At 58.3% G+C, this 20,919-nt stretch carries 17 protein-coding genes; 7 read left to right on the top strand and 10 right to left on the bottom strand.

Translation table 11 applies throughout. The features are described from left to right. Together O7A61_RS12460 and O7A61_RS12455 are read left to right on the top strand one after the other, a co-directional pair. A complete protein-coding gene (locus tag O7A61_RS12460; RefSeq protein ID WP_337130042.1) occupies positions 1-813 on the top strand; it encodes an SDR family NAD(P)-dependent oxidoreductase in 813 nt (270 codons plus the stop codon). 127 nt (positions 814-940) lie between these two features. Then, positions 941-2,983 carry a hydantoinase/oxoprolinase family protein gene (locus tag O7A61_RS12455; protein WP_337130041.1) on the top strand — a complete coding sequence of 681 codons (2,043 nt, stop codon included), beginning with the start codon at positions 941-943 and terminating at the stop codon, positions 2,981-2,983. 290 nt (positions 2,984-3,273) lie between these two features. On the opposite strand, the gene O7A61_RS12450 is transcribed toward O7A61_RS12455, so the two are convergent. The 7 genes from O7A61_RS12450 to O7A61_RS12420 form a co-directional block, all read right to left on the bottom strand. Then, positions 3,274-4,326, bottom strand: coding sequence for a GlxA family transcriptional regulator (locus tag O7A61_RS12450; protein ID WP_337130040.1), 1,053 nt, complete (start codon positions 4,324-4,326; stop codon positions 3,274-3,276). Between the two features lie 167 nt (positions 4,327-4,493). Next, positions 4,494-6,014: a trimethylamine methyltransferase family protein gene (locus O7A61_RS12445; protein WP_337130039.1), complete on the bottom strand. Its 1,521-nt coding sequence runs from the start codon at positions 6,012-6,014 to the stop codon at positions 4,494-4,496. 109 nt (positions 6,015-6,123) lie between these two features. Further along, positions 6,124-7,173: a quaternary amine ABC transporter ATP-binding protein gene (locus O7A61_RS12440; RefSeq protein ID WP_337130038.1), complete on the bottom strand. Its 1,050-nt coding sequence runs from the start codon at positions 7,171-7,173 to the stop codon at positions 6,124-6,126. Positions 7,174-7,244: 71 nt separating this feature from the next. Continuing rightward, complete coding sequence (gene proX, locus O7A61_RS12435) at positions 7,245-8,273, bottom strand: glycine betaine/L-proline ABC transporter substrate-binding protein ProX (RefSeq protein ID WP_337130037.1); 1,029 nt, start codon at positions 8,271-8,273, stop codon at positions 7,245-7,247. Positions 8,274-8,286: 13 nt separating this feature from the next. Next, the gene (locus tag O7A61_RS12430) at positions 8,287-9,273 is read right to left on the bottom strand and encodes an ABC transporter permease subunit (RefSeq protein ID WP_337130036.1); all 987 of its coding nucleotides are present in this window, start codon (positions 9,271-9,273) and stop codon (positions 8,287-8,289) included. 250 nt (positions 9,274-9,523) lie between these two features. Next, positions 9,524-10,483: a LysR substrate-binding domain-containing protein gene (locus O7A61_RS12425; protein ID WP_337130035.1), complete on the bottom strand. Its 960-nt coding sequence runs from the start codon at positions 10,481-10,483 to the stop codon at positions 9,524-9,526. An 81-nt stretch (positions 10,484-10,564) separates the two neighbouring features. Then, entirely contained in the window at positions 10,565-11,665 is a 1,101-nt protein-coding gene (locus tag O7A61_RS12420; RefSeq protein WP_337130034.1) for a GlxA family transcriptional regulator, read from the bottom strand. Between the two features lie 119 nt (positions 11,666-11,784). On the opposite strand from O7A61_RS12420, the gene O7A61_RS12415 reads away from it, so the two are divergent. The 5 genes from O7A61_RS12415 to O7A61_RS12395 all read left to right on the top strand — a co-directional run bounded on the left by O7A61_RS12415 (position 11,785) and on the right by O7A61_RS12395 (position 16,985). Further along, on the top strand, positions 11,785-12,489 hold the full coding sequence (locus tag O7A61_RS12415; protein WP_337130033.1) for a GntR family transcriptional regulator: 705 nt from the start codon (positions 11,785-11,787) through the stop codon (positions 12,487-12,489). Between the two features lie 37 nt (positions 12,490-12,526). Then, on the top strand, positions 12,527-14,014 hold the full coding sequence (locus O7A61_RS12410; RefSeq protein WP_337130032.1) for an aldehyde dehydrogenase: 1,488 nt from the start codon (positions 12,527-12,529) through the stop codon (positions 14,012-14,014). 1 nt (position 14,015) lies between these two features. Then, a complete protein-coding gene (locus tag O7A61_RS12405; protein WP_337130052.1) occupies positions 14,016-14,903 on the top strand; it encodes a dihydrodipicolinate synthase family protein in 888 nt (295 codons plus the stop codon). After that, positions 14,903-16,240, top strand: coding sequence for an NAD(P)/FAD-dependent oxidoreductase (locus O7A61_RS12400; protein WP_337130031.1), 1,338 nt, complete (start codon positions 14,903-14,905; stop codon positions 16,238-16,240). The genes O7A61_RS12405 and O7A61_RS12400 overlap by 1 nt, the downstream gene beginning before the upstream one ends. A gap of 463 nt (positions 16,241-16,703) precedes the next feature. Continuing rightward, entirely contained in the window at positions 16,704-16,985 is a 282-nt protein-coding gene (locus O7A61_RS12395) for a hypothetical protein (protein ID WP_337130030.1), read from the top strand. Positions 16,986-17,370: 385 nt separating this feature from the next. On the opposite strand, the gene O7A61_RS12390 is transcribed toward O7A61_RS12395, so the two are convergent. From O7A61_RS12390 to O7A61_RS12380, 3 genes are read right to left on the bottom strand one after another with little or no spacing between them, the layout of a single operon-like run. Next, a complete protein-coding gene (locus tag O7A61_RS12390) occupies positions 17,371-18,453 on the bottom strand; it encodes a proline racemase family protein (RefSeq protein ID WP_337130029.1) in 1,083 nt (360 codons plus the stop codon). Positions 18,454-18,497: 44 nt separating this feature from the next. Beyond that, positions 18,498-19,613 (bottom strand): mandelate racemase/muconate lactonizing enzyme family protein, encoded by a 1,116-nt coding sequence (locus O7A61_RS12385; RefSeq protein WP_337130028.1) that lies wholly within the window; start codon positions 19,611-19,613, stop codon positions 18,498-18,500. A gap of 15 nt (positions 19,614-19,628) precedes the next feature. Then, positions 19,629-20,702 carry an alcohol dehydrogenase family protein gene (locus tag O7A61_RS12380; RefSeq protein WP_337130027.1) on the bottom strand — a complete coding sequence of 358 codons (1,074 nt, stop codon included), beginning with the start codon at positions 20,700-20,702 and terminating at the stop codon, positions 19,629-19,631. Between the last annotated feature and the right edge of the window lie 217 nt (positions 20,703-20,919).

The raw sequence follows: 20,919 nt of genomic DNA, 5'->3' as shown, positions 1-20,919 counted from the left end.
TTGGGTAGTCGGGTATCGGGCAAGGTCGCCATCGTCACCGGGGGGAATCAGGGCATAGGGCGTGCAATCGCGGAGAGGCTTGCTGAAGAGGGCGCGACTGTCGTCGTCGGCGACCTGCGCGACGATCGTTCCTCCGGAGCGCCTGGCGGCGAGGGGATTACCGCTCTCACCCTTGATGTGACTAAAGAGGTGTCGATCCGGACTTTCGTTGATTCTGTCCTCCACAAGTTCGGGCGGATCGATATTCTGGTCAACAATGCCGGTTTGGTCATGCACAAGACGATAGATGACCAGACAGCCGAAGAGTGGGACCGGCTCATGGCTGTTAACCTCCGCGGGCCTTTCTTAATGGCAAAATATATCGTCCCTGAAATGAGACGTCAGGGTGGCGGGGCGATCGTCAATATAGGGTCGGTCGAAGGCTACATGGTTAATCCCTGGCACACCGCCTATGCGGCCTCAAAAGCCGGTGTTCATGGTCTGACCCTCGGGCTGTCTGTTGACCTTGGTCCCGATAGTATCCGTTGTAATACCGTCTGCCCGGGCTGGATCGACACTGATCTGAACCGTGCCTACGTTGAGATGCATCCTGATCGAGCCCTGATTGAGCGCGAATTGGGTCAGCTGCATCCGGTGGGTAGAATTGGCGCTCCCAGGGAGATAGCCAATGCGGTCCTGTGGCTGGCAAGTGACGATTCCACTTTCGTCAGTGGCGAAATGGTCTCCGTCGACGGCGCGCGCACCAAGAAAATTTCGCTGCCAGCAATCTTGGACGAAGAGTACCGAGCCAAGCTGACGAAAGCCCAGGCCTAACGGTGCGCCGGCTCTCCATGACGGCACGCGTCAGGTTAAGCTGCTCGCAGCACCCTTTGTTAAAGGACAAGGATCCCGCCAGCCCGGGAGGCAACTCTAACAAGCGCTTACAGCCCGGCTATCCGCAGTGAGTTCGAAGACAAAGCCAAAGCCGGTGTTCCTCGGAATTGACACCGGCGGCACCTATACTGATGCGGTGCTGTGGTCCGAAATGGAGGGTCCGCAGCAGGGACCGAACAAGGGCAAGGTGCTGGCCAAAGCCAAGGCTTTGACCACGAGGCACGACCTGGCCGTCGGCATTTCAGGGGCAGTCGACGCAGTGTTGCGCAAAGCCGGTACGAGTCCGGCCGACGTCAAACTGGTCTCGATGTCAACGACGCTGGCTACGAACGCGCTGGTCGAAGCGCAGGGTGGCCGCGTCGCGCTGGTCATGATCGGTTTCTCGGAGGCCGACCTTGCCCGCGACGGGCTGAAGGCCGCGCTTGGCACAGACCCGGTGATTTTCTGCCCCGGCGGCCATGATGTGCATGGCAACACCGCCGGACTCGACTTGTCGGATTTGGAAGAGGCACTCCCGGCACTTGGCGCCTCGGTTTCCGGGTTTGCCGTCTGTGCCTATTTTGCCACCCGCAATCCCGCGCATGAAGTTGCCGCGCGCAACATGATCCGCGACAGAACCGGGCTTCCGGTCACCGCGAGCCACGAACTGTCGGCTAAGCTCGGGGGCCCTCGTCGAGCGCTGACCACATTGCTCAATGCCAGGCTGATCTCGATGATCGATCGGCTGGTTGTGGCAACCGAAGGGTTTCTCGAAGTGCGCAAGATCGTGGCCCCTTTGATGGTGGTGCGTGGCGACGGCGCGCTGGTATCGGCGGCCTTTGCCCGCCAGCGGCCGATCGAGACCATCCTCTCCGGCCCGGCCGCCAGCCTGGTCGGCGCCCATTACATGACCGGCCTCGACAACGCCGTTGTTTCCGACATTGGCGGCACAACCACCGACGTCGCGGTGCTCGATGAGGGCCGTCCGCGGCTTGATCCGGAAGGTGCCACCGTCGGCGGCTTCCGCACCATGGTCGAGGCCGTGGCCATGCGCACCTTCGGCCTTGGTGGCGATTCTGAAGTGGCCCTAGAGGACGGGGGGCTGGTTCCAAAGGTCCTGCTTGGGCCGCGCCGTCTGGTGCCATTGGCGCTGGCGGGCCTAACGCATGGCGAGGCCGTGACGGGAGAGCTCGAGCGACAATTGCGGACCCCCAATCCGGGCCGCATGGATGGCCGCTTCGCGGTGCGTACAGGCGTGCCGGACCGGCTTGCCACTGGCCTTACCGCGCCTGAAAGCCGTCTCTACGAGGCTATTGGCAATATGGCTGTCGCTTTGGACAACCTTCTTACCTCAAACGCCCAGAACGCCACGCTCAATCGGCTGGTGTCGCGGGGACTGGTGCATGTCGCCGGCTTTACCCCGTCAGACGCTGCGCATGTGCTGGGCAGGCAGGCGAATTGGGACCCGGTCGCTGCCCGGCTCGGCGCCGAATTGTTCGCCCGCAAGCGCGATGGCCGCGGCCACCCCGTTGCTGTGTCCCCAGAGGCGTTTTCGGAGCGTGTGCTGCTGACGCTGACACGTTGGTCCGCCGAGGTCATTCTGGAGACGGCCTTTACCGAGGACGGGCTAGATGGCGCTTCGACAGTGGCACATGCGCTGGTCCAGCGCGCCGTCGACGCACATCCCGGCATCGCCCGCTTAACCGTCGCGCTCGACCGGCCGGTCATAGGCCTCGGCGCCTCGGCACCGCTGCACTACGCGGGCCTCCCCCCCTTAATCGGCAACGACTGCGTCGTGCCGGAAGATACCGATGTCGCCAATGCGCTGGGCGCAGTCGTCGGCCAGGTGCGGGTGTTGGCCGAGGCGCAGGTCAGCCAACCCAAAGAGGGGCTCTTTCGTCTTGCATCAGGGGGTAGAGTTCACGATTTTCTCGATGAGCCCTCGGCCATCGCGGTCGCAGAGGCGGATGTCCGCGCACTCGTCGCAGCGACCGCTAGGGATGCGGGCACCGACAGCGCCGAGATTGAGGTCACCACCGAATATCGAATTTCGACCGTGGAAGGTCAGCGTCTCTTTATCGAGGCACAGGTGGTGGCGGTCGCGTCGGGAAGACCCAGGATCGCGGTTTAGCTTTTACAGGTTCAATGTTTCGAGAGAACGGTGAACCTCCTCACTGCCCTGCGCAGCGCAAGCACCCTCGCAGGAATGAACGGCTTCGCCCTGTCGACAGAAACGATGTCAGAGATCCGCGAGTCACACAATGACCCTCACAGCGGTCCGATTGTCCGAAGCGGTTTGCTGGCAGACGTGGTGACGCTCTAATCAATTCTGGTTAGGTACCCGGCCTTCCGTCAAAGCAGCCGGTTGCGCGGCAAGCTTAGGCCATGAATGCGGGCCTCCGGTGATCATGAATAGCTACGTCAACCAAGGCCGGGCCCGACCCACGCCGGTAGCGCTATACGGCATTGCTGAGGTGACACGCCATGAAAGGTCCTAAACGCCTTTGCGAAGTGCGAAGCGGACATGAAGCCACAGGCCATGGCGATATCGATAATGGGCAAGCTTGAGCCTTCGATCAGCCGTTTCGCGTGCTCGACACGCACGCGCAGGTAGTGACGCACCGGAGGCATACCGACGTGGGCTGAAAACAGCCGTTCCAACTGACGTCGCGATATGCCAACGCGTTGGGAAACTTCCGCCATACTTAAAGGGTTTTCCACGTATTCTTCCATAATACGCATTGCCATCAGCAGCTTGGCGCTCGCGCCGGCGAACGCGAGGCCGCTTGGTCCCGTCTGACGGTTCGAGCCAGAACGTTGCCCATCAACTGTTGCATACCGGCATATCTCTTGGGCGATCGTTCCGTTGACATGGCCAGAGATCAGATCGACGGCGAGGTCGAAGGCCGCCAATTCCCCCGCGCACGTCGCAAATTGTCCGTCTTTTATGAAAAGCGCATCCCGCGCTTGCGTCTGTTGGAACATCTCCGAGAAAGCGGCCAGCTTCGACCAATGGATCGTGCAACGCCTACCTGATAGCAGACCTGTCTGTGCCAAAAGCCAGGGTGCCGTGCCCAGTGCCGAGATTGGAATCCCGCGGCGTGCGAATGTCCGCAGGACGTTAGTGATTTGGGGCATGCGCGGGCTCACAAGGTCCCCTGCGATGATCGCAAAGTGGTTTGGTGCCTTGCGTCCGATACAGACATCCAGGTCATCGACGGTCATATCGACCGCCACCGACAGCCCGCTCGCGCCCATGACCGGCCCTGCGTCAAGTCCCCCTATGCGCCACCGGAACAACGCAAGCTTTGAGAGCACATTGGCAATGCGGAACGGTTCAATGAACGCGTGGAGCGCCAATTGCGAAAAGCCCGGCAGGACCAACACGACCAGATCTACCGGCTCGCCACCGCGCATGTGACTGTCAACTGAGGACAAAGCCTTCATGGCATTCATGTCGGGAGGTGCATTCATCAGCTTGTTCCATACCTTTCGGAAGCTTGCCGGGGTGAACCCGTCAGCCTTGCTGCGATTTCAGCTAACTGGTGCATGTCGCACTCCGTCACGGCCACAGGTGCCGAGCGCACCATCGTGCGACACCTGCCGTGAGCTGAGCCGTTTCCTCGACCTGCGCCGGTCGTTTAGAGGACTGCGTCGCCGATCAGGAGTTCCTTGCGCTTCATGAAGTCGAGCAGCGCTTCGTCAATGGCTTCGTCAAGAGGGGGGGCCTGATACTCCCTCAGCGCTTTAACAGCCGCGTCGCGCGCCCTGGTGTCGGCGTCCCTTGCGCCTGCAAACGACCATTGCTCAAAACTGTCGTGGTCCATTAGATCGGGCACAAAAAAGGCCTGCTCGAAGTTCTTGAGCGTGTGGGCGGTCCCGAGATAGTGGCCGCCGGGCTCGCTCTGGCGGATCGCATCAAGCGTCTCATCCAGCTCGCTTTTCACCAGACCCTGTCCGAGTTTGTAGAACATGACCATCTGCTCTGCGTCGAGCATGAACTTGCTATAGCTCTGGGTAAGGGCTCCCTCGAGATAGCCGGTGGTTGAAAGAACAAAGTTCGCGCCTGCGATCAGCACGCCATACATATTGCGGGCTGCCTCATAGCCCGCCTGGGCATCGACGAGCTTGGAACTCGAACACATGCCGCTGCAGCGCCAAGGGAGCTTGTAGCGCCTCGCCAGCTGACCGACTAACATGTTCATATGGTCGATTTCCGGCGTTCCTGCCATAGGCGCGCCGGTCTTCATCGAGACCGTGGCAAGCCACTGTCCATAGATGGCCGGAGCTCCCGGCCGGACGACTTGAGCGAAAGCTACGCCGGCAAGCGCCTCGGCGTTAAGCTGTGCCACCGCACCAATGGTACTCGCCGGGGTGCTGGCACCCGCAAGCACAAATGGGGTAAACAGGATTGCCTGATTGCTCGCGGCATAGACTTTGACCGCGTCGAGCATAGTCGAGTCCCACACCAGCGGCGAATTGCAATTCGCAATTGATACTGTGACGGTGTTGTTGTGGACAAATTCGTCACCGAACACGATCTTGGCCATGGAAACGGTGTCTTCGGCCCTCTCGCGCGAGGTGACGGCCCCCATGAAAGCTTTGTCCGAATACTTGATCAGGCTGTAGTTCATATGCAGATGGCGCTTGGGAACGGCCACGTCCATCGGCTCGCAAAGAACGCCGCCTGTCATATGCATCGCGGGCGCCTGATAGGCCAGCTTCGCAAAATTCACGAAATCGGCGATCGTCGAGTTACGTCGCTTGCCTTCCAGGTCAAGCACGTTCGGGGAGCCGTACGCCGGAGTGAAAATTGTTCTTCGACCGCCAAGGGTGACTGTTTTTGCCGGATTGCGGGCGTGCACAGTAATCGTCTCAGGGGCTTTCGCGACGAGCTCCATCAGGAGGTTGCGGTCGATCCTGACTCGCTGTCCCCTGACGTCGGCGCCGGCGGCCTGCCACAGAGCGATAGATTCGTCATCACGAAATTCAATGCCGATTTCTTCAAGGATCTGCATGGAGTAGCCATGAAGACGCTCCAGCTCATCCGCGCTCAGCAAATCCATATAAGGCAGGCCGCGGTCCATCGGGGGCATATATCTAACCGCCCGCTCCGAACGTATCTTCTGCCGGGCGTCCCGGCCACCGGGTCGTGCAGACATAGCTTGATCCTCAGTTGATGTTAGAGCATAGATCAGCAATCAGCGGATAACTAACAATAAATAGTCATCCGCGTCATGAAGTAAGGTTATGTCGGGGAGTGTTGGGCCGCTAAATCCTGTCCTCAATGCCTTTGAGCAGAGAGGATGCTGTGACGATTCCTACGTCGTCGCCGGACTCATCAGTTACCACTAGCGGCCTATTGCCATTTTTATTTGATAGCGCGACCAGCTCCTCTATCCCAATGTCTGACATGACTCTTGGAGCATCGGCGAGCGCCATGCCTGCGGCACTCGAATATCCGCTGAGGGGTGAAATGACAGAGGCGGCCGTCAGGAGCTTAAGACGGCTGCTTCCCTGTACAAATTTCTCGACGTACGGATCCTGCGGGTTTCCAATGATGTCATCTGCAGTGCCGATCTGCAGCATCTTGCCGTCTTTCATGACGCCGATTTGGTGACCCAGGCGCACTGCCTCGTCCAAGTCGTGGGTGATGAAAAGGGTCGTTTTCCGGAGCTTGCTCGATAGCTCCTTGAACTGATCTTGCAACTCTCGGCGGATAAGGGGATCGAGCGCCGAAAAAGGCTCATCCATCAGCAATATGGCTGGGTCAGCGGCGAGCGCACGGGCCAATCCAATTCTCTGTTTCATGCCCCCGGACAATTCATCCGGATAACGATCGCCCCAACCGGCCAGTTGAACCAGCTCCAGCTTGTCCTCAGCGACCTCGTAGCGGCGACGTTTAGGAACGCCTCGTAGCTCCAGACTCAACGCAACATTGTCCCGCACGGTGCGATGCGGCAGTAGCGCCACATTCTGGAATACCATGCCGATCGATTGAGCCCGCAGCTGGCGCATCTCCGTCTCGGACTTCAGGTTGACGTCCTCACCGCCTACGATAATCTGGCCAGCGCTGGGTCTGATTAGCCGGTTGACATGTCGCACCAATGTCGACTTGCCACTTCCCGACAAACCCATGACGCAGAAGATCTCTCCAGCCTCGACCTTGAACGAAACGCCGGCCACCGCAACGACGCAGCCGTGCTGCTCAAGGAGAGCGTCCTTTGACAGAAAATCTCTCTGGATCCGGGCCAAGTCATATTTTGCAGACGATCCGAAGACCTTCCAAACATCCCTGAATTCGATGGCATGAGCAGTCAAAATTCGTCTCCAGGTTTCCAGGCTTAACGTCCGGCAGGGCTATTCTGCCGGACGATGTCTATCCTTGATGATTATTTGCCAGTGATTTTGGCCTGAGCGATCCACTTGTTCCACTCGTCGAGATGAGCCTTCTTCCAATCTTCCGCATGCCGACGGATGTCGTCATTGGACTTTTCGCCCTTGTGAATCAGCAGGTTTTCGCTGTCGATGTCTTCGATCGGAATCTGAACTTGCTCGAACCACTTGTTGGCGACGGGGTTTTTCTCGAGAAACGCCGTGTTCGCGAACACGTGGTGCGTGTTCACGGTAAAGCCGAGATTCCCTATGCCGGGGACAGTTGTATCTGCTCCGGCCTGTTCATCGGGCAAAGCTGTGAAGGGGACCGTGAGCCATGAAACATTCTCGCCGTGGCGAAGGATGCCGTTAATCCACGTAGGGGTCCAACCGTAGTACAGAACCGGTTTGCCCTCTTTGATCCGTTCGATCGCATCAGCAATCAAAGCGAAATACTCGCCCTGATTATGCGTTACGGTATCCCGCAACCCGTAAGCATCTAGTTGATGCTCGATAATGCGCTCACACCCCCATCCCGGCTCACAACCGTAGAGATCTGCCTTGCCATCTCCGTCAAGATCGAAGAGCTTGGCAATGTTCGGATCTTTCAACTGATCGATGCTCTTTATGCTATACTTGTCCGCCGTAGCTTTATCGATCGAGTACCCCTGGATCGAGTTTTTCGCGAGTGTGCCCACCCGATGGGCTTTCGCGTCTCCACCAGCCTGGTTTGCAAACGCGGTATGCAGCGGGAACCAGTGCGGAGTGTAGTAATCGGCATCACCATTTGCGACGGCCACATGGGCAACTGCAACCTGGGACTGCGCCGGTTCCTCCACCGTATAGCCTAGATCCTCAAGCCCAAGCTTTACCACGTAGGATTCAAATAGTTCTTCGGCGATCCCGTTATACATCGGCTTCACCGTGACGCCCTTGCCCGGGAGGGCTTCCGCAGCCACGTATCCGGACGTCAACATTATTGTGCCGATCACAGTTACGGCGACGGCGAGCCGCCTGAGGGCCGAAGTCATTGTAAACTGGTTCATTGTTGCTCCCCTGTTATGAATTCGATACTTGTTGCCGGTCACTTTGCAATTGCTCGCGGCTTGCCGGACGGGCAGCGAGGGTCCCGAATAGGGTTGTAACGATCCCGGCAGGGCCGCGGTTGTACCAAGCTACATGGGCGAATTGCCTGCTGCTGGACATGGCTGATTGCGTGAGACGATCCAAGATGATTGCCAAGAGTACAATGCCGAGACCGCCCGTTGCGGCCTGGCCGACATCAAGTCTGCCGATGCCCCGGAGGACCATTTGTCCCAAGCCGCCGACGGCGATCATCGACGCAACCACAACCATCGCCAGCGACATCATCAGGGTCTGGTTGACGCCTGCTAAAATGCTAGGCAACGCCAGCGGCAGCTGCGCCTTGAAGAGAAGTTGACTGTCCGAGGCGCCAAAGGCACGCATTGCTTCGACCACTTCCTCCGAGACCTGTTGGATACCTAGCGTGGTTAGCCTTATGACCGGCGGCAAGGCGAAAACGATGGTTACGATCACGCCCGGCACGTTGCCGATGCCAAACAACATGACAACGGGGACGAGATAGACAAATGACGGTATCGTTTGCATCGTATCGAGGATCGGCCTGAAGATCGCGGCCGTCCGTGCGCTCCGCGCCGCAAGCACTCCCAACGGAATACCGACGATCGTGCAGAAAAGGACCGCCGTAAAAACGAGAGAGAGCGTGGTCATGGTTTCTCCCCAGATGCCGAGGAGGCCGATGATGATCAGGAGTCCTGCCGTTTGGACAGCCAGCCGCAAACCGGAAATCTGCCAAGCAATAAGACCAACGATAACTATGGCAATGATGGGTGGAATTCCATTCAAAACCGCTGCGAGTGTTGTCAAAAGTTGGTCGATGGGCCATTTGACACTCTGAAAAAATGGCCGGTAGTTCTGTACCACCCACCCCAAACCGTCACTGACCCACTTATCAAACGGTAGATGCCAGCTTTTAAACGGGTTCAGAATATCTTCAGGCTTCACTAAACTTCCTTTCACCGGGCTTATTGGTCGCCGCGCGGGTTATCCATACGAGGACTTTTACCGCGATGATGTATTCGCGCAGTTGCCCGCCGTAGGATATGCGTCGAAGCTTGGCTCCCATGTTCCACCAGGCCCTCAGCCCAGCATGAGGGTATTCCCTCCTAACGTTGCCGAAACGCTAGCGATGGGGCGCTTGCGGTACAACGGTATAAAAAGTCATGCGCCCCAAGACTAAATGTTATCGCGCGCGTCAGCGCCCCGATCCCTTGCGCTGCGAAAAATCGGCTGTTTCGATACCCGTGTCTGTTAGCGTGGGCACAGGATTGAGGTCTGCGACTTGGGCCAATAGCCAGTTGCGAAAAATCTGGACGTCTTCCCGGTCGATGGCCGTGTCAGGTATGACCAGATGGTGTTTCCGCCCGGTCAGGCAGCTTTCCGGCAGGGGCCGGATCAGGGAGCCTTCATTCAGGAAATCGTTGACCAGATGACGCCAGCCTAGCCCGATCCCATGACCTCTGATCACAGCCTGCATCATCGTAGGGTAGTTGTTGAACGTAATGACGCGTTTAAAATCGGATGAAACGCCGAACTGGCCCAGCCAATGGACCCAGTCAAAGGGCGACCATGGATAAGCGGACCAGTGTTGATCATCCATGACGAGGAGGACCTCGTTGACGAGGTCCTCAGGCGTCACAATTGGCGCGTGGGGCTGATAGGACTTGCTGCAGACGGGAAAAACTTCCTCCCCGAAAAGCTCTGTGGCAGTAAAGCCTGGCCGCGCCAAATAGCCCATAACGACGGATACATCAAAACCATCCGTAGCCGGCGACGGGCTGCGCTCAAGAGAAACCAGATGGAGGTCGACATCTGGGTTGTTCGCCACGAAATCACCGATGCGGTGGCTCATAAAGAGTGTAGCGAACGACATGGGCATGCCGACAGTTAGCCGTCGCGCCTTTTCCCTCCTTTTCACGCTGTCGAAGGCCGCAGCAATATGCGCCAGGCTAAGCGTGGCCGCTTCGAAGAGCTCCTCGCCTGCGGGAGACAGGGATACCTTCTGGTTGCCCCGGTTGAAGAGCTGGATATCGAGGTGGTCCTCAAGGGTGAGAATATGGCGGCTCACTGCCGCCTGGGTCACGGAGAGCTCATTGGCAGCTTTGGTAAAACTGAGATGACGTGCCGCAGCCTCGAAAGCGCGAAGAGCGCTCAACGGAAGCCGTCGATAATTAGACATGAATTTTTGTCACCAAACCAGAGCCATTCACGGGCCGAAAGCCTATCCAGAAACCTATCATACAGTTTGGAGCCAATTTGTCTCCCTTCGAACAGCACCTTGGGGGGTATCCCCCGACCCTGTAACTTCTCCACATTCGGCATCTGATGGAGGCTCGCCACCCTCCGACCGCCTCCAAGCTGATGGCGACTGTTCATATGCGGTCCGAAAGACTCTGCCGAAATGTGAGGCATTCTCGAAGCCCGCGGCGACCGCAACGTCGATCAGGGCCGCATTGCCGGTCCGGAGGAGCTGCTTGGCACGCTCAAGCCTGATGCGCGTGTAAACGAGCGCGGGAGAGCTTTGCAGTTCGGTAAAAAACAGGCGTTCGAGTTGTCGCCTGGAAACGCCCAATGCGGCGGATAGTCTCGAAATCGACAGGACGCTCTCGACGTTCTGCTCCATCAAAATCAGTGCAGCGCGAAGCTTTGGATTCCGGATCTCCAGCTCGAGCGGTCTGCGCGGTTGTACCCACTGCGCACTGCGGACCCTGTCGATTTGCAGGACGTCAAGCGCATTACGTTCGGCAGCCTCACCGATATGACGCCGCACCAAAGCCGCCGCCAAGTCGGCTGTGCTGCTGCCTCCTGCACATGACCCCCGTATGACATCCAGATTATAGATTCTGTCAGCTTGGACCCGGAGCTCAGGAAATCGCTCTCGGAAGTCAACGTAATGCAGCCAGCTCACACACGTCTCATGCGCGCTCATGAGGCCGGCTTCCGCTAAGATAAATGTCCCGGTGCAAACCCCAATCAGGCACGCGCCTCGCAGGGCGGCTTCCCGAAGATACTGTAGGGTCCGACTGTCGACTGCCTGGCTGTCGGACAACCTGCCCCCAACCACAACGATGTAATCAAACTCCATCGGATCTTGAAGCGATGACGTCGGCGACACCTGTATACCGCAACTCGCGCTAACGAGGTGCCCGGTGGCCGACAACACCTCCCAGTCAGCCTTGACCCTGCCGGATCGGTCCTTTTCGTCGCTAGCAAGGCGGAGCGCATCTATGAACAGGGCGAACGCGGTCAACGTAAATGAGCGGGCTAGTATGAACCCGATCTTCAACGGGACGGAGGTCGCTTGCCTGCCACGTGGGGATGAATGAAACACAGTCATGCTCCAGCCAATGGCGACCAGGACACTTACAAGCCGCCGTTCCCAAGGAATATCATGTTTCCTATCTTGACTGATGATCTTTGTCTACAATATGTCTATCCTTGAAAAAAGGACCACCCATGAACCTTAATGAGCAGCCAGCCACGACCGACCGCAAAGGCCTTCTCGCTGAAACCTTGGCGCACCGCATTCTGACGATGCAGCTCGAGCCCGGGGCAGTTTTGGATGAGGTCGCCCTGAGCGAGGAATTCGGACTCTCCCGTCCACCAGTGCGCGAACTCATGCGTCAGATGGCCGGCGAAGGCTATGTCGACCTCGAGGCCAATCGTGCGGCCCGAGTATCCGTCATGTCCTATCAAACCCTGCGGAACTTCCTGATCGTTGCGCCCATGATCTACGTCGGAACGACGAAGCTCGCGGCGCTGAACCACAATGCGGGGGACCTTGCGGTCCTCAAGCATACGCAGCGCAAATTTCAGCAATCCATAGCGGACGGTGACGTTGAGAGCAGGGTAATTTTCAATCACCAGTTCCACTTGAACATCGGGAGGATGGCACACAATCCATACCTGCTGCCCAGCCTTAAGAAGCTGCTCATCGACCATGCGCGGATTGGGAAAATCTTTTACCGCCAGAACGGCGGCCCGCGAATTCAAAGAGATCAGGAGACCGCGGCCCTACAGCACGATCAGATGATCGATGCCATCGAGGGCCGTGATGCAGAGCGCGCCGGCGAGGTGGTGCGCGCTCATCTTGAAGTGTTCCGCAGCGACGTCGCGCTCTACGCGGTGCCGAGCGGCATGCAGGGCGAACTGGAAGGTTAGTTATTGTCAGTGTCATTGGACACGAGGGAGAACAGAAATGCTGAATAAAGTCGACTACAAGACGCAGGCAAGCGCACTCAATCTGCCCACCAAAATGGTTGTGGACGGGGAAGCGGTCACGGCACTTTCGGGCAAAACCTTCCCAACCCTCAACCCAGCGACAGGGGAAGTTCTGGCGGAGCTACCAGCTGCGTCCTCAGCGGACGTGGACAAGGCCGTCGCAGCGGCCCGACGGGCCTTCGAAGACGGCCGGTGGTCAAAGCTGCCGCCGGCCAGCCGGAAGAAGGTGCTCCTCCAGCTGGCCACCGTCATCGAAAACAATGCGCTTGAGCTCGCCCTGATGGAAAGCCTGGACAGCGGCAAAACCATCAGTGACTGCATCAATATCGACGTGCCCGAGGCGGTTAACAGCCTCAGGTGGCATGCCGAAGCTGTCGACAAGATCTACGATCAAGTCGCCCCGGCCAATGACGCAACGCTCGGCCTAATCGTACGCGAACCCATCGGCGTTGTTGGCCTGGTCCTCCCCTGGAATTTTCCCCTGCTGATGCTTGCCTGGAAGATCGGTCCGGCACTTGCCGCTGGCTGCACCATCGTGGTCAAGCCCGCCGAAGAGACGTCACTTAGCACTTTGCGGGTTGCAGAGTTGGCCCTGGACGCCGGCATTCCTGCAGGCGTTTTCAACGTATTGACCGGCGACGGTCCGGATGTTGGGGAACCGATCGGCCGGCATCCTGATATCGACGCCGTTTCGTTCACCGGTTCGACCGAAACTGGGCGCCGCTTCCTGAAGTACTCTTCGGAAAGCAACCTGAAGGAGATTGTGCTTGAGATGGGTGGCAAGAACCCGTGCATTGTCATGGATGATGTGCCAGATCTCGACGCTGTGGCTGCCCATATCGGTAACGGGGCGTTCTGGAACATGGGTCAAAATTGTTCGGCGATATCGCGGGTCTTTGTCCATAACAACGTAAAGGACCGCCTTCTTGAGAAGCTCACCCACGTGGCAAAGTCATGGACGGTAGGCGACCCTCTGGATCCGGATACCCGCATCGGGCCACTGATCTCTGCGACCCACTTTGGAAAAGTCAGTGGCTATCTCGGCGGCGAGGGCAGGGTGGTGACAGGTGGAAAGGCATTCAACGGCACCACGATCGAGCCGACCATCATGGAGTTTGGCCAGCATGATGGCAAACATGTGCGCGAGGAGATCTTCGGCCCGATAGTGTCCGTGGTCGGCGTCAACTCGCTAGCTGAGGCCGTTTCGCTCGCTAACCAGACGGAATATGGACTCGCGGCCTCGATATTTACCGCGGACGGGACGCGAGCACTGCGGGCCGCCCGGGCGCTCAAGGCAGGTACCGTCACGGTAAACTCGTACGGTGAGGGGGACGCTTCGACTCCGTTCGGTGGCTACAAGCAGTCGGGGTTCGGCGGGCGGGATAAGTCCCTGCACGCACATGATCAGTACACCCAGACCAAAACGCTCTGGATCGACTTGAGCGGCTCAAATGAAGGTTTCTGAGATGTCTCCATTCGCCTTTTCCGGCCTTAACTTGGCCATCACTGCGCCTTTTGACGCAAACGGCCGCATCGATTTCGTGCGGTTCGAGGAGCTCATCGAACGCCACCTGGCGGTCGGCGTCGACGGGTTCGTGTTCAGCTCCGGTACGGGGATGCACGCCTACTTGACGCCGGAGGAGTCGCGGGCTCTGGTTGAACGCGGTGCGCGCGTCGTTGCGGGCCGGGCGAAAGTCGTAGCCCAGGCCTCCGCGCTCCTTACGGCCGACGTCGTCGAAAGAACACGATTTGCCAAGGAGGTCGGGGCAGACGGAGTAATGGTGCTGCCGCCATTTTTCGAGGGCCCGTCGGACGACGACAGCGTTTTTGAATTCTACAGCGAAGTCGCCGGGGTCGGTTTGCCTATCATTGGCTACAATGTGCCCCAAGCGGTGGGAGTGCGGATCACACCGCAGCTGCTCCGGAGGCTCTGCGAACTGCCCGAATTTCAAGCTGTTAAGGACAGCAGCGGCGATCTAGTCGGCCAAGTCAGGTTGATCGGGACCGGTCTCAACGTGATCAATGGGGCGGACCCGTTGGTCCCGTTCTCGCTGTTTGCTGGCTGCTCTGGCTTGATCTGGGGCGGGGCGAACATTGCCCCGCGAACCTGTGTCGCCATCGTCAGGGCCGCGCAGGAAAAGAGATGGGACGACGTCCGTTCATTGTGGCAGCTGCTGGAGCCAATCATGGCTCTCCTTTGGGACGGGGACTACGTACCGAGCGTCTATGCGGCTTCCGAGATCACGGGCTATGGGGGCGGCAGCGCCAGGAAGCCTTTTCGGCCGCTCTCAGCGGACCGCATCTCCGCCCTTCGTACCGCACTTGGCCCTCTGGTTGAACAAGAAGCGGCATAATGGCCAGCAAAGTCTATCGTTCACGTCGCCTCCCGTCTCATGGCGCCCAGTCCGGCTGGGACGCTTTGCTCCCAGCCAGGGCTCCCACGACGGAGCTCGATCGTGCAGTCTCTGTCGACGTCGCCATCATTGGCGCAGGGTTTGCGGGCCTGTCAGCCGCCGTGCGCCTCACCGAACTGGATCCCAAGCTCTCCATTGCCATCATTGACGCTGACGAAGTCGGCCACGGCGCTAGCGGTCGCAATTCTGGATTCCTCATCGACCTGCCGCATGACATCTCATCAGGTAGCTTCGGGGCTGACGCGGTTGCCAAAAGCCGGGATGAAATCCTTGTGGCTCGAACCGCGATTCAGCAATATGCACGGCTCGCAGAGGCCCAAGGGTGGGACAGCGATGTTTTCGACCCAAGCGGCAAATACAGCGTGGCCATGACAGATGGCGGCACGGAGCACCTTGAAGCCTACTCTTTGCAACTTAAGTCACTAGGCGAACCAAACCAGCTTCTGGATCGAGGCGACATCGAGAAGGTTACCGGCACGCCAGCTTTCAAATCGGGGCTATTCACGCCTGGGGCGGTCATGGTGCAGCCGACGGCTTTGGTAAGAGCCGTGGCCGCCGTGTTTCAAGAGCCGGTCAAACTTTATGAACGGACGCCGGCGCTCGCGATCGAAACGTCTCCCGGCAGCTGCAAGATCAAGACCCCAAAGGGAGAGGTGCGGGCTGGGCGAGTTGTATTGGCGACCAACGGCCATGCTGAGAGCTTTGGATTCGGTCGCGGCGAGCTTCTCCACGTTTTTACGCACGCCTCGCTGAGTGAGCCGTTTGATCCCGCCGTACTGGGCGGTCTCCGCAAATGGGGAGCCACGCCCTCGTCTCCCATGGGAACGACGGTGCGGCGCATCAACGGCCCGGACGGCGACCGCATTCTCATCCGCTCGCGCTACACCTATCACCCCACGATTGAAGCGAGTGACGCCACAATTAAGAGAGCAGGGAATCTCCACGACCGCAAATTCGCAGATCGGTTTCCGACGCTTCGCCGTTTGAAGATGCAGTACCGGTGGGGGGGCGCCATGGCGCTTACGCGAAACACGGTGCCCCTTTTTGGCCAAGTCGCTCCCGGCATCTTCGCAGCTTGCGCGTGCAACGGCATTGGCGGGACCAAGTCGACCGCCGCAGGCATTGCCGCCGCCGAGCTCATGGTTGGACATCAGTCGCGACTGGGCGACATCTTCCAAGCCTTTGCTAAGCCGCAGACGTTGCCCCCACGTCCGTTTGTCGATGTTGGGGCTCGGTTGAACCTGGCCTATAGGGAATGGCGCGCGGGACGCGAATAGGCGCCCCTGCATGATTAGGCGGCATCCCTTCACGCTACTGGATCTTGGCCTCGTCGCCATGTGGAGCTCCGGGTATGTCGGAGCTAGGCTCGCGGCCGAGACCCAGTCGGTTTACCTCGTCTTGTTCTGGCGGTTTCTGCTGGTGGCTCTGCTGCTTGCGCCGGCATCGATCGGACACGTCGCCAGGGGAGGCGGCTTCCCCGCCGCCTGGTTGAACGGTGTCGTGTCTGCGGCATGTTTATGCAGATTGGCTGTGTCGTAGTCGCAGTCGGAATGGGGATGTCGGCAGGCACAGTCTCGATCATTTACGCAACGCAACCGCTTCTGACCGCCGCACTGGCGGGACCAGTGCTGGGCGAGGGTATGTTTCCCCCCGGCAATGGATCGGCCTTGCCACCGCATTTGCAGGGGTCTCGATCGCCAGCTACGGAGGCCAGTCGGCCTCGCCGTGGGAACGTTCGGCTTGGTTGCAGCAACGCTGGTCGCGAAGGTCACCAATGATGCCACGCCAATCCTGCCGTCCATAGGCATCCAAAGCAGTTTTTGCGCAGCCTTGTTCATGCTGTTCGCGCTTGGCGACGTGGGTCTACGACCGCCGTTCCAAGATCCTGCGTTCTGGTTTGTGGTGGCGTGGTTTATCGTGTTCTCGACCCTTGTGGCCTTTAGCTTCTACTGGATGTATCCTGCGGCGCTCGTCGGCGGTTCACGTTGGAACTGTGCTCTATTTAACGCCGGATTGCTGTGACCTGGCTCTTCTTCGATGAGCCGCTGACTTTGGCGAAGCTCTGCGGGCTGACGATCTGCCTCGCCGGGCAGGCATCTCGCTAAGCCGGCCTATTGCGATCGTTCCACCTTTGACGGACGGTGAGGGGCTCGCAAAGCCGTTAGAAGCGCACAATTTAATATAAGTCCTATTATCCAAGCTAACTATTGATATACTTATGAAATTGGTCTTACGCCTTACGTTCGATGTTATCAGTGTTGCCCGGTGACCAGCTGTCGATCCAGATTACTCCGCCTCCGATAACAACGCTGCTACACCGATCTGGGCCGATATTGACCGGTGCCATGAACATAAGCGTCAGAAAATCGCGTAAACATGTCCAAACCCTCAGCTGCGTTGAAGCCATTTAGGTCCGACCCGCATCTTGGTGCATTTCCGGCCACGTGTCCGAGATCGCGTACCCCGTAGGATAAGGATCATCGTCTTCCAGCATGTAGACGCACTCTGCAGTGATCCACGCGCGCCCGCCAATTGCCGTGGCGACGGCGCTGTAGGGCCCGACCATCGTCGTGCTCAGTATTTCCCCTGTGAACACCGAGTCGATCAATGACCTGTGGGCAAAGGACTGCCCCACATCAATTTCTCCCTTTGCATACATGACGGCGAGCCGTGCCGATGTTCCTGTCCCGCATGGGCAGCGATCAACTCGGCCGGGCGAGACGATCACTGCGTTCTTCGACTCGACACCTTGTGAGGTACGTGTAATGGGGTCCACAAACATAACCTGGGTGATGCCAGGTAATTCGGCATTCAACGGATGGGTCACAGGTATTTGCGCGGCTGCCGCAGACTTGATCTTCTGTCCCAGGTCGCTGAGCCGCCGCCCCTCCGACGCAAGGAGTTCGAACCCGAACTGGCGTGCGTCTACGATGGCATACGTCATGCCCCCGTACCCAACGTCCACGTTCAAGTCGCCGAAGTCCGGCAGATGAATTGTCCGGCCGATGCAGTAGGCAAAGGCAGGCTGGTTTGTGAACCGGACCGAACCTACCTTGCCACCTGACGTGTCGCATTGGATCTCGATGAGACCTGCAGGAGCTTCAAGTTTGAACCGGGTTATTGGACCGGTGATCGACACGATGCCGGTTTTAAGCAGAGTGGTTGCCACGCTAATCGTGTTGCCGCCTGACATCTCAGGATACTCTTCGGCCTCAGCAATGATGTAGGCAGCGACCGCTTCGGGATTGTCGGTCGGCACGACGAAATTGACGCTCTGAATCATGCTCCCGCGGGGTTCTCGAAGAAAGAACCGACGCAGATCGTCGTGGTGATTCCGAAAGAACTTCATTTTTTCGAAAGCGGTGCCCGGGGGCAATTTGGGAAGCCCCGAGACGACAACTTTCTCCACATCCCCCTCGCAGTGGCAGTCGTACGCCGTAAACCTGGCATTGACTTGATTTATTGGGAGGGGGCCCGACGATTGAGGCATATCGACCTTTCCGGGGGACGGAACTTTGATCGCCAGCGTTCGCGCTATGAGTAGCTGGCGACTGGTTCGCCTAAAGCTTCAAGCCTCGGCGTGATCCCGAGACCTGGCGTGTCCGGTGCGGTCACACGTCCTTCGATGATGTCAAAGTTTCCATCAGCCGTTGTCAGGGCAACCATGGCCCGGAGGTCGACGACGCAGCGTAAATATTTTTCCGGGATCGTCTGTCCCATTTGAACAATGGCCGCAAAGGCGATAGCTGATCCGATCGTGTCCTGCACACTCATCGTGTAGCCAGCTGCGATTGCAACGTCGCGATGACGACGACCCCGTGTCAAACCACCGTTCTTGGAGATTTTTAGCCCAAAGGCCTCTGCCGCATCGTCGGCGACCAATTGAATAATTGATGAGTCGCTCATTGCAAGTTCATCGAAAATCATCGGGACGTTCGAACGCCGGCGTAACGAGAGGCACTCGCGCCATGTCGCGCAGGGCGCCTCAAGAACAAAATCCAGTCCATGCGGGAGAAGTCTAAGCAGACGGAGGGCGGTCTCGACCGTCATTCCCCCGTTAGCGTCGACAATAAAATGCTCGCCTGCTTTTTTGTCAGCCAGCGCCGCCGCAATGCGAGCGGCATCCTCGGCCGGCTCCCCGCCAATTTTTACCGAATGACCGCGATAGCCCCTTGCCCGGTGCTCAGCCACGTTACGGCGCATGCTCTCGGGTTCATCCATGCGGATAGACGAAATAAGGGGCATTTTGAGATTGGTCCGCCCTCCCAATAATTCACAAACCGAAAGACCTACGGACTTGCCGAAAACGTCCCAACATGCGACGTCGATCGCTGTTTTGGCATGCTCGTGGCCGAGAAGTGCCGCATCCATCGCATCGTTGATGCGGTCCACACGTCTAGGATCGAGCCCGATAAGCCAAGGAGCAATTTCCGCAATCCCAGACCGGACGCCCAGAGCGTGAGACGCCACATAGTTCGAGCCAAATGGCGTGCTTTCACCCCAACCCTCAAGGCCAGATTGGGTCGTGATACGGACCATCGTTGCATCGAATGTCGTATACTCACGATCGCCTGACAGCAGATAGACACCTCCAGAGTAGGGCAGGTCGACCTTGAATACGTCGATGCTCGCAATCTTAAGATCTGGCATTTTGAAAATCCAATTCTATTGGGGTATGACGAGAACCAGTTTCCCGGAAATACGCTTCGACAGGAAGTCCTGCTGCGCCCTGACAATATCCTTGAGGGGATAGGTGTTGCCTACGAACGGTCGAATCTCACCTTTTTCGATGTAAGAGACGAGATTCGTAAACACTTCGTCAGGCTGGAAAGTGCACCCAAAAAAGGTGAGATCTTTTAGGTACAATGTCCGCACATCGAGCTCGACGATTGGCCCAGCAATAGCGCCGGCGACCGCGTAACGTCCGCCTTTCTTCAGGACGTCGAGGAGCGCTCCGAAGCCAGGTCCCGCGGCGACATCGATAGCGACGTCGGCCACCTCTTTGCCGATGATTTTGACCAGATTTTCGCCACGCGGGACGACTCGATCGGCACCAAGCTCGCGCAGCTGCTCTAGTTTGTTAGCCCCCGCTATCGCGGTCACTATCGCGCCCCGGCGTTTCGCCAGCTGGATCGCAGCCGATCCGACACCGCCTGAGGCGCCGGTGATGACCACATGCTCGTCTCGCCTGACGCCGGCACGATGTAACATGGCTTCGGCCGTTGAATAGGCGACAGGCATGGATGCGAGCTCCACATCGCTCCAATTGCATTCGACCTTGTCGGTTTCGTGTGAAGGCGCTTTGGTGTATTGGGCGAAAGCCCCATCGCATTCTGATCCAAATACCCAACCTTCGAGAGGTTTGAAGTCTGCATAGGTGCGAATGATATTTCGCACCATGACGCGTTCACCGATCCTGCTTGCATCAACGCCCTCGCCCACACCGACGATGCGGCCACAGCAGTCGCCTCCTTGAATGCGCGGAAATGACATCGGAACGCCGGACCACGTTGCGTCGGCGTCCTGCACGCTTTCAAAACCTTGGGTCGCGCCTGCCTCTGTGGCGCTGTTCACGCCCTTAGAATACCACCCAATACGCGTGTTGATGTCGGTATTGTTGATGCCGGCGGCCGCAACGCGGATCAAAACCTCTCCTGGGCCTGGCCTAGGTACCGGGATATCATCGCGGTACTCCAGCATGTCGAACCCACCATGCCCTACGAGGACGACACCTGCCATTAACTCGGGAATTTCGATACCAGTGCCATCCGAAGAGTTCGAAAACCCACTTGTCATCGCTCAAGAGACCTCATTGGCTACAGGTTTACCCAATAATCGTAAGGCTAGAGCGTGGTCAGTGAGATAACAACCGGACAAATAGTCATGGCTGGTCGGACGAAATGTTATCGACGCAGGGGATCTCAGCAGACGCGGCGGCGCTATCGGTACTTGCTGA

Source organism: Mesorhizobium sp. Cs1321R2N1 (assembly GCF_037179725.1).
Classification (GTDB): domain Bacteria; phylum Pseudomonadota; class Alphaproteobacteria; order Rhizobiales; family Rhizobiaceae; genus Mesorhizobium; species Mesorhizobium salmacidum.
The sequence above is the reverse complement of the archived record's forward strand: the minus strand, read 5'-3'. Positions and strand labels throughout refer to the sequence as shown.

What these genes read in the sequence shown, in the direction of transcription:
- O7A61_RS12410 (WP_337130032.1), top strand. Translation starts at nt 12,527, where the DNA reads ATGCTGAATAAAGTCGACTACAAGACGCAGGCAAGCGCACTCAATCTG.
- O7A61_RS12380 (WP_337130027.1), bottom strand. Translation starts at nt 20,702, where the DNA reads ATGGCAGGTGTCGTCCTCGTAGGGCATGGTGGGTTCGACATGCTGGAG.
- O7A61_RS12420 (WP_337130034.1), bottom strand. Translation starts at nt 11,665, where the DNA reads ATGACTGTGTTTCATTCATCCCCACGTGGCAGGCAAGCGACCTCCGTC.
- proX (WP_337130037.1), bottom strand. Translation starts at nt 8,273, where the DNA reads ATGAACCAGTTTACAATGACTTCGGCCCTCAGGCGGCTCGCCGTCGCC.
- O7A61_RS12390 (WP_337130029.1), bottom strand. Translation starts at nt 18,453, where the DNA reads ATGCCTCAATCGTCGGGCCCCCTCCCAATAAATCAAGTCAATGCCAGG.
- O7A61_RS12450 (WP_337130040.1), bottom strand. Translation starts at nt 4,326, where the DNA reads ATGAATGCACCTCCCGACATGAATGCCATGAAGGCTTTGTCCTCAGTT.
- O7A61_RS12385 (WP_337130028.1), bottom strand. Translation starts at nt 19,613, where the DNA reads ATGCCAGATCTTAAGATTGCGAGCATCGACGTATTCAAGGTCGACCTG.
- O7A61_RS12445 (WP_337130039.1), bottom strand. Translation starts at nt 6,014, where the DNA reads ATGTCTGCACGACCCGGTGGCCGGGACGCCCGGCAGAAGATACGTTCG.
- O7A61_RS12405 (WP_337130052.1), top strand. Translation starts at nt 14,016, where the DNA reads ATGTCTCCATTCGCCTTTTCCGGCCTTAACTTGGCCATCACTGCGCCT.
- O7A61_RS12400 (WP_337130031.1), top strand. Translation starts at nt 14,903, where the DNA reads ATGGCCAGCAAAGTCTATCGTTCACGTCGCCTCCCGTCTCATGGCGCC.
- O7A61_RS12415 (WP_337130033.1), top strand. Translation starts at nt 11,785, where the DNA reads ATGAACCTTAATGAGCAGCCAGCCACGACCGACCGCAAAGGCCTTCTC.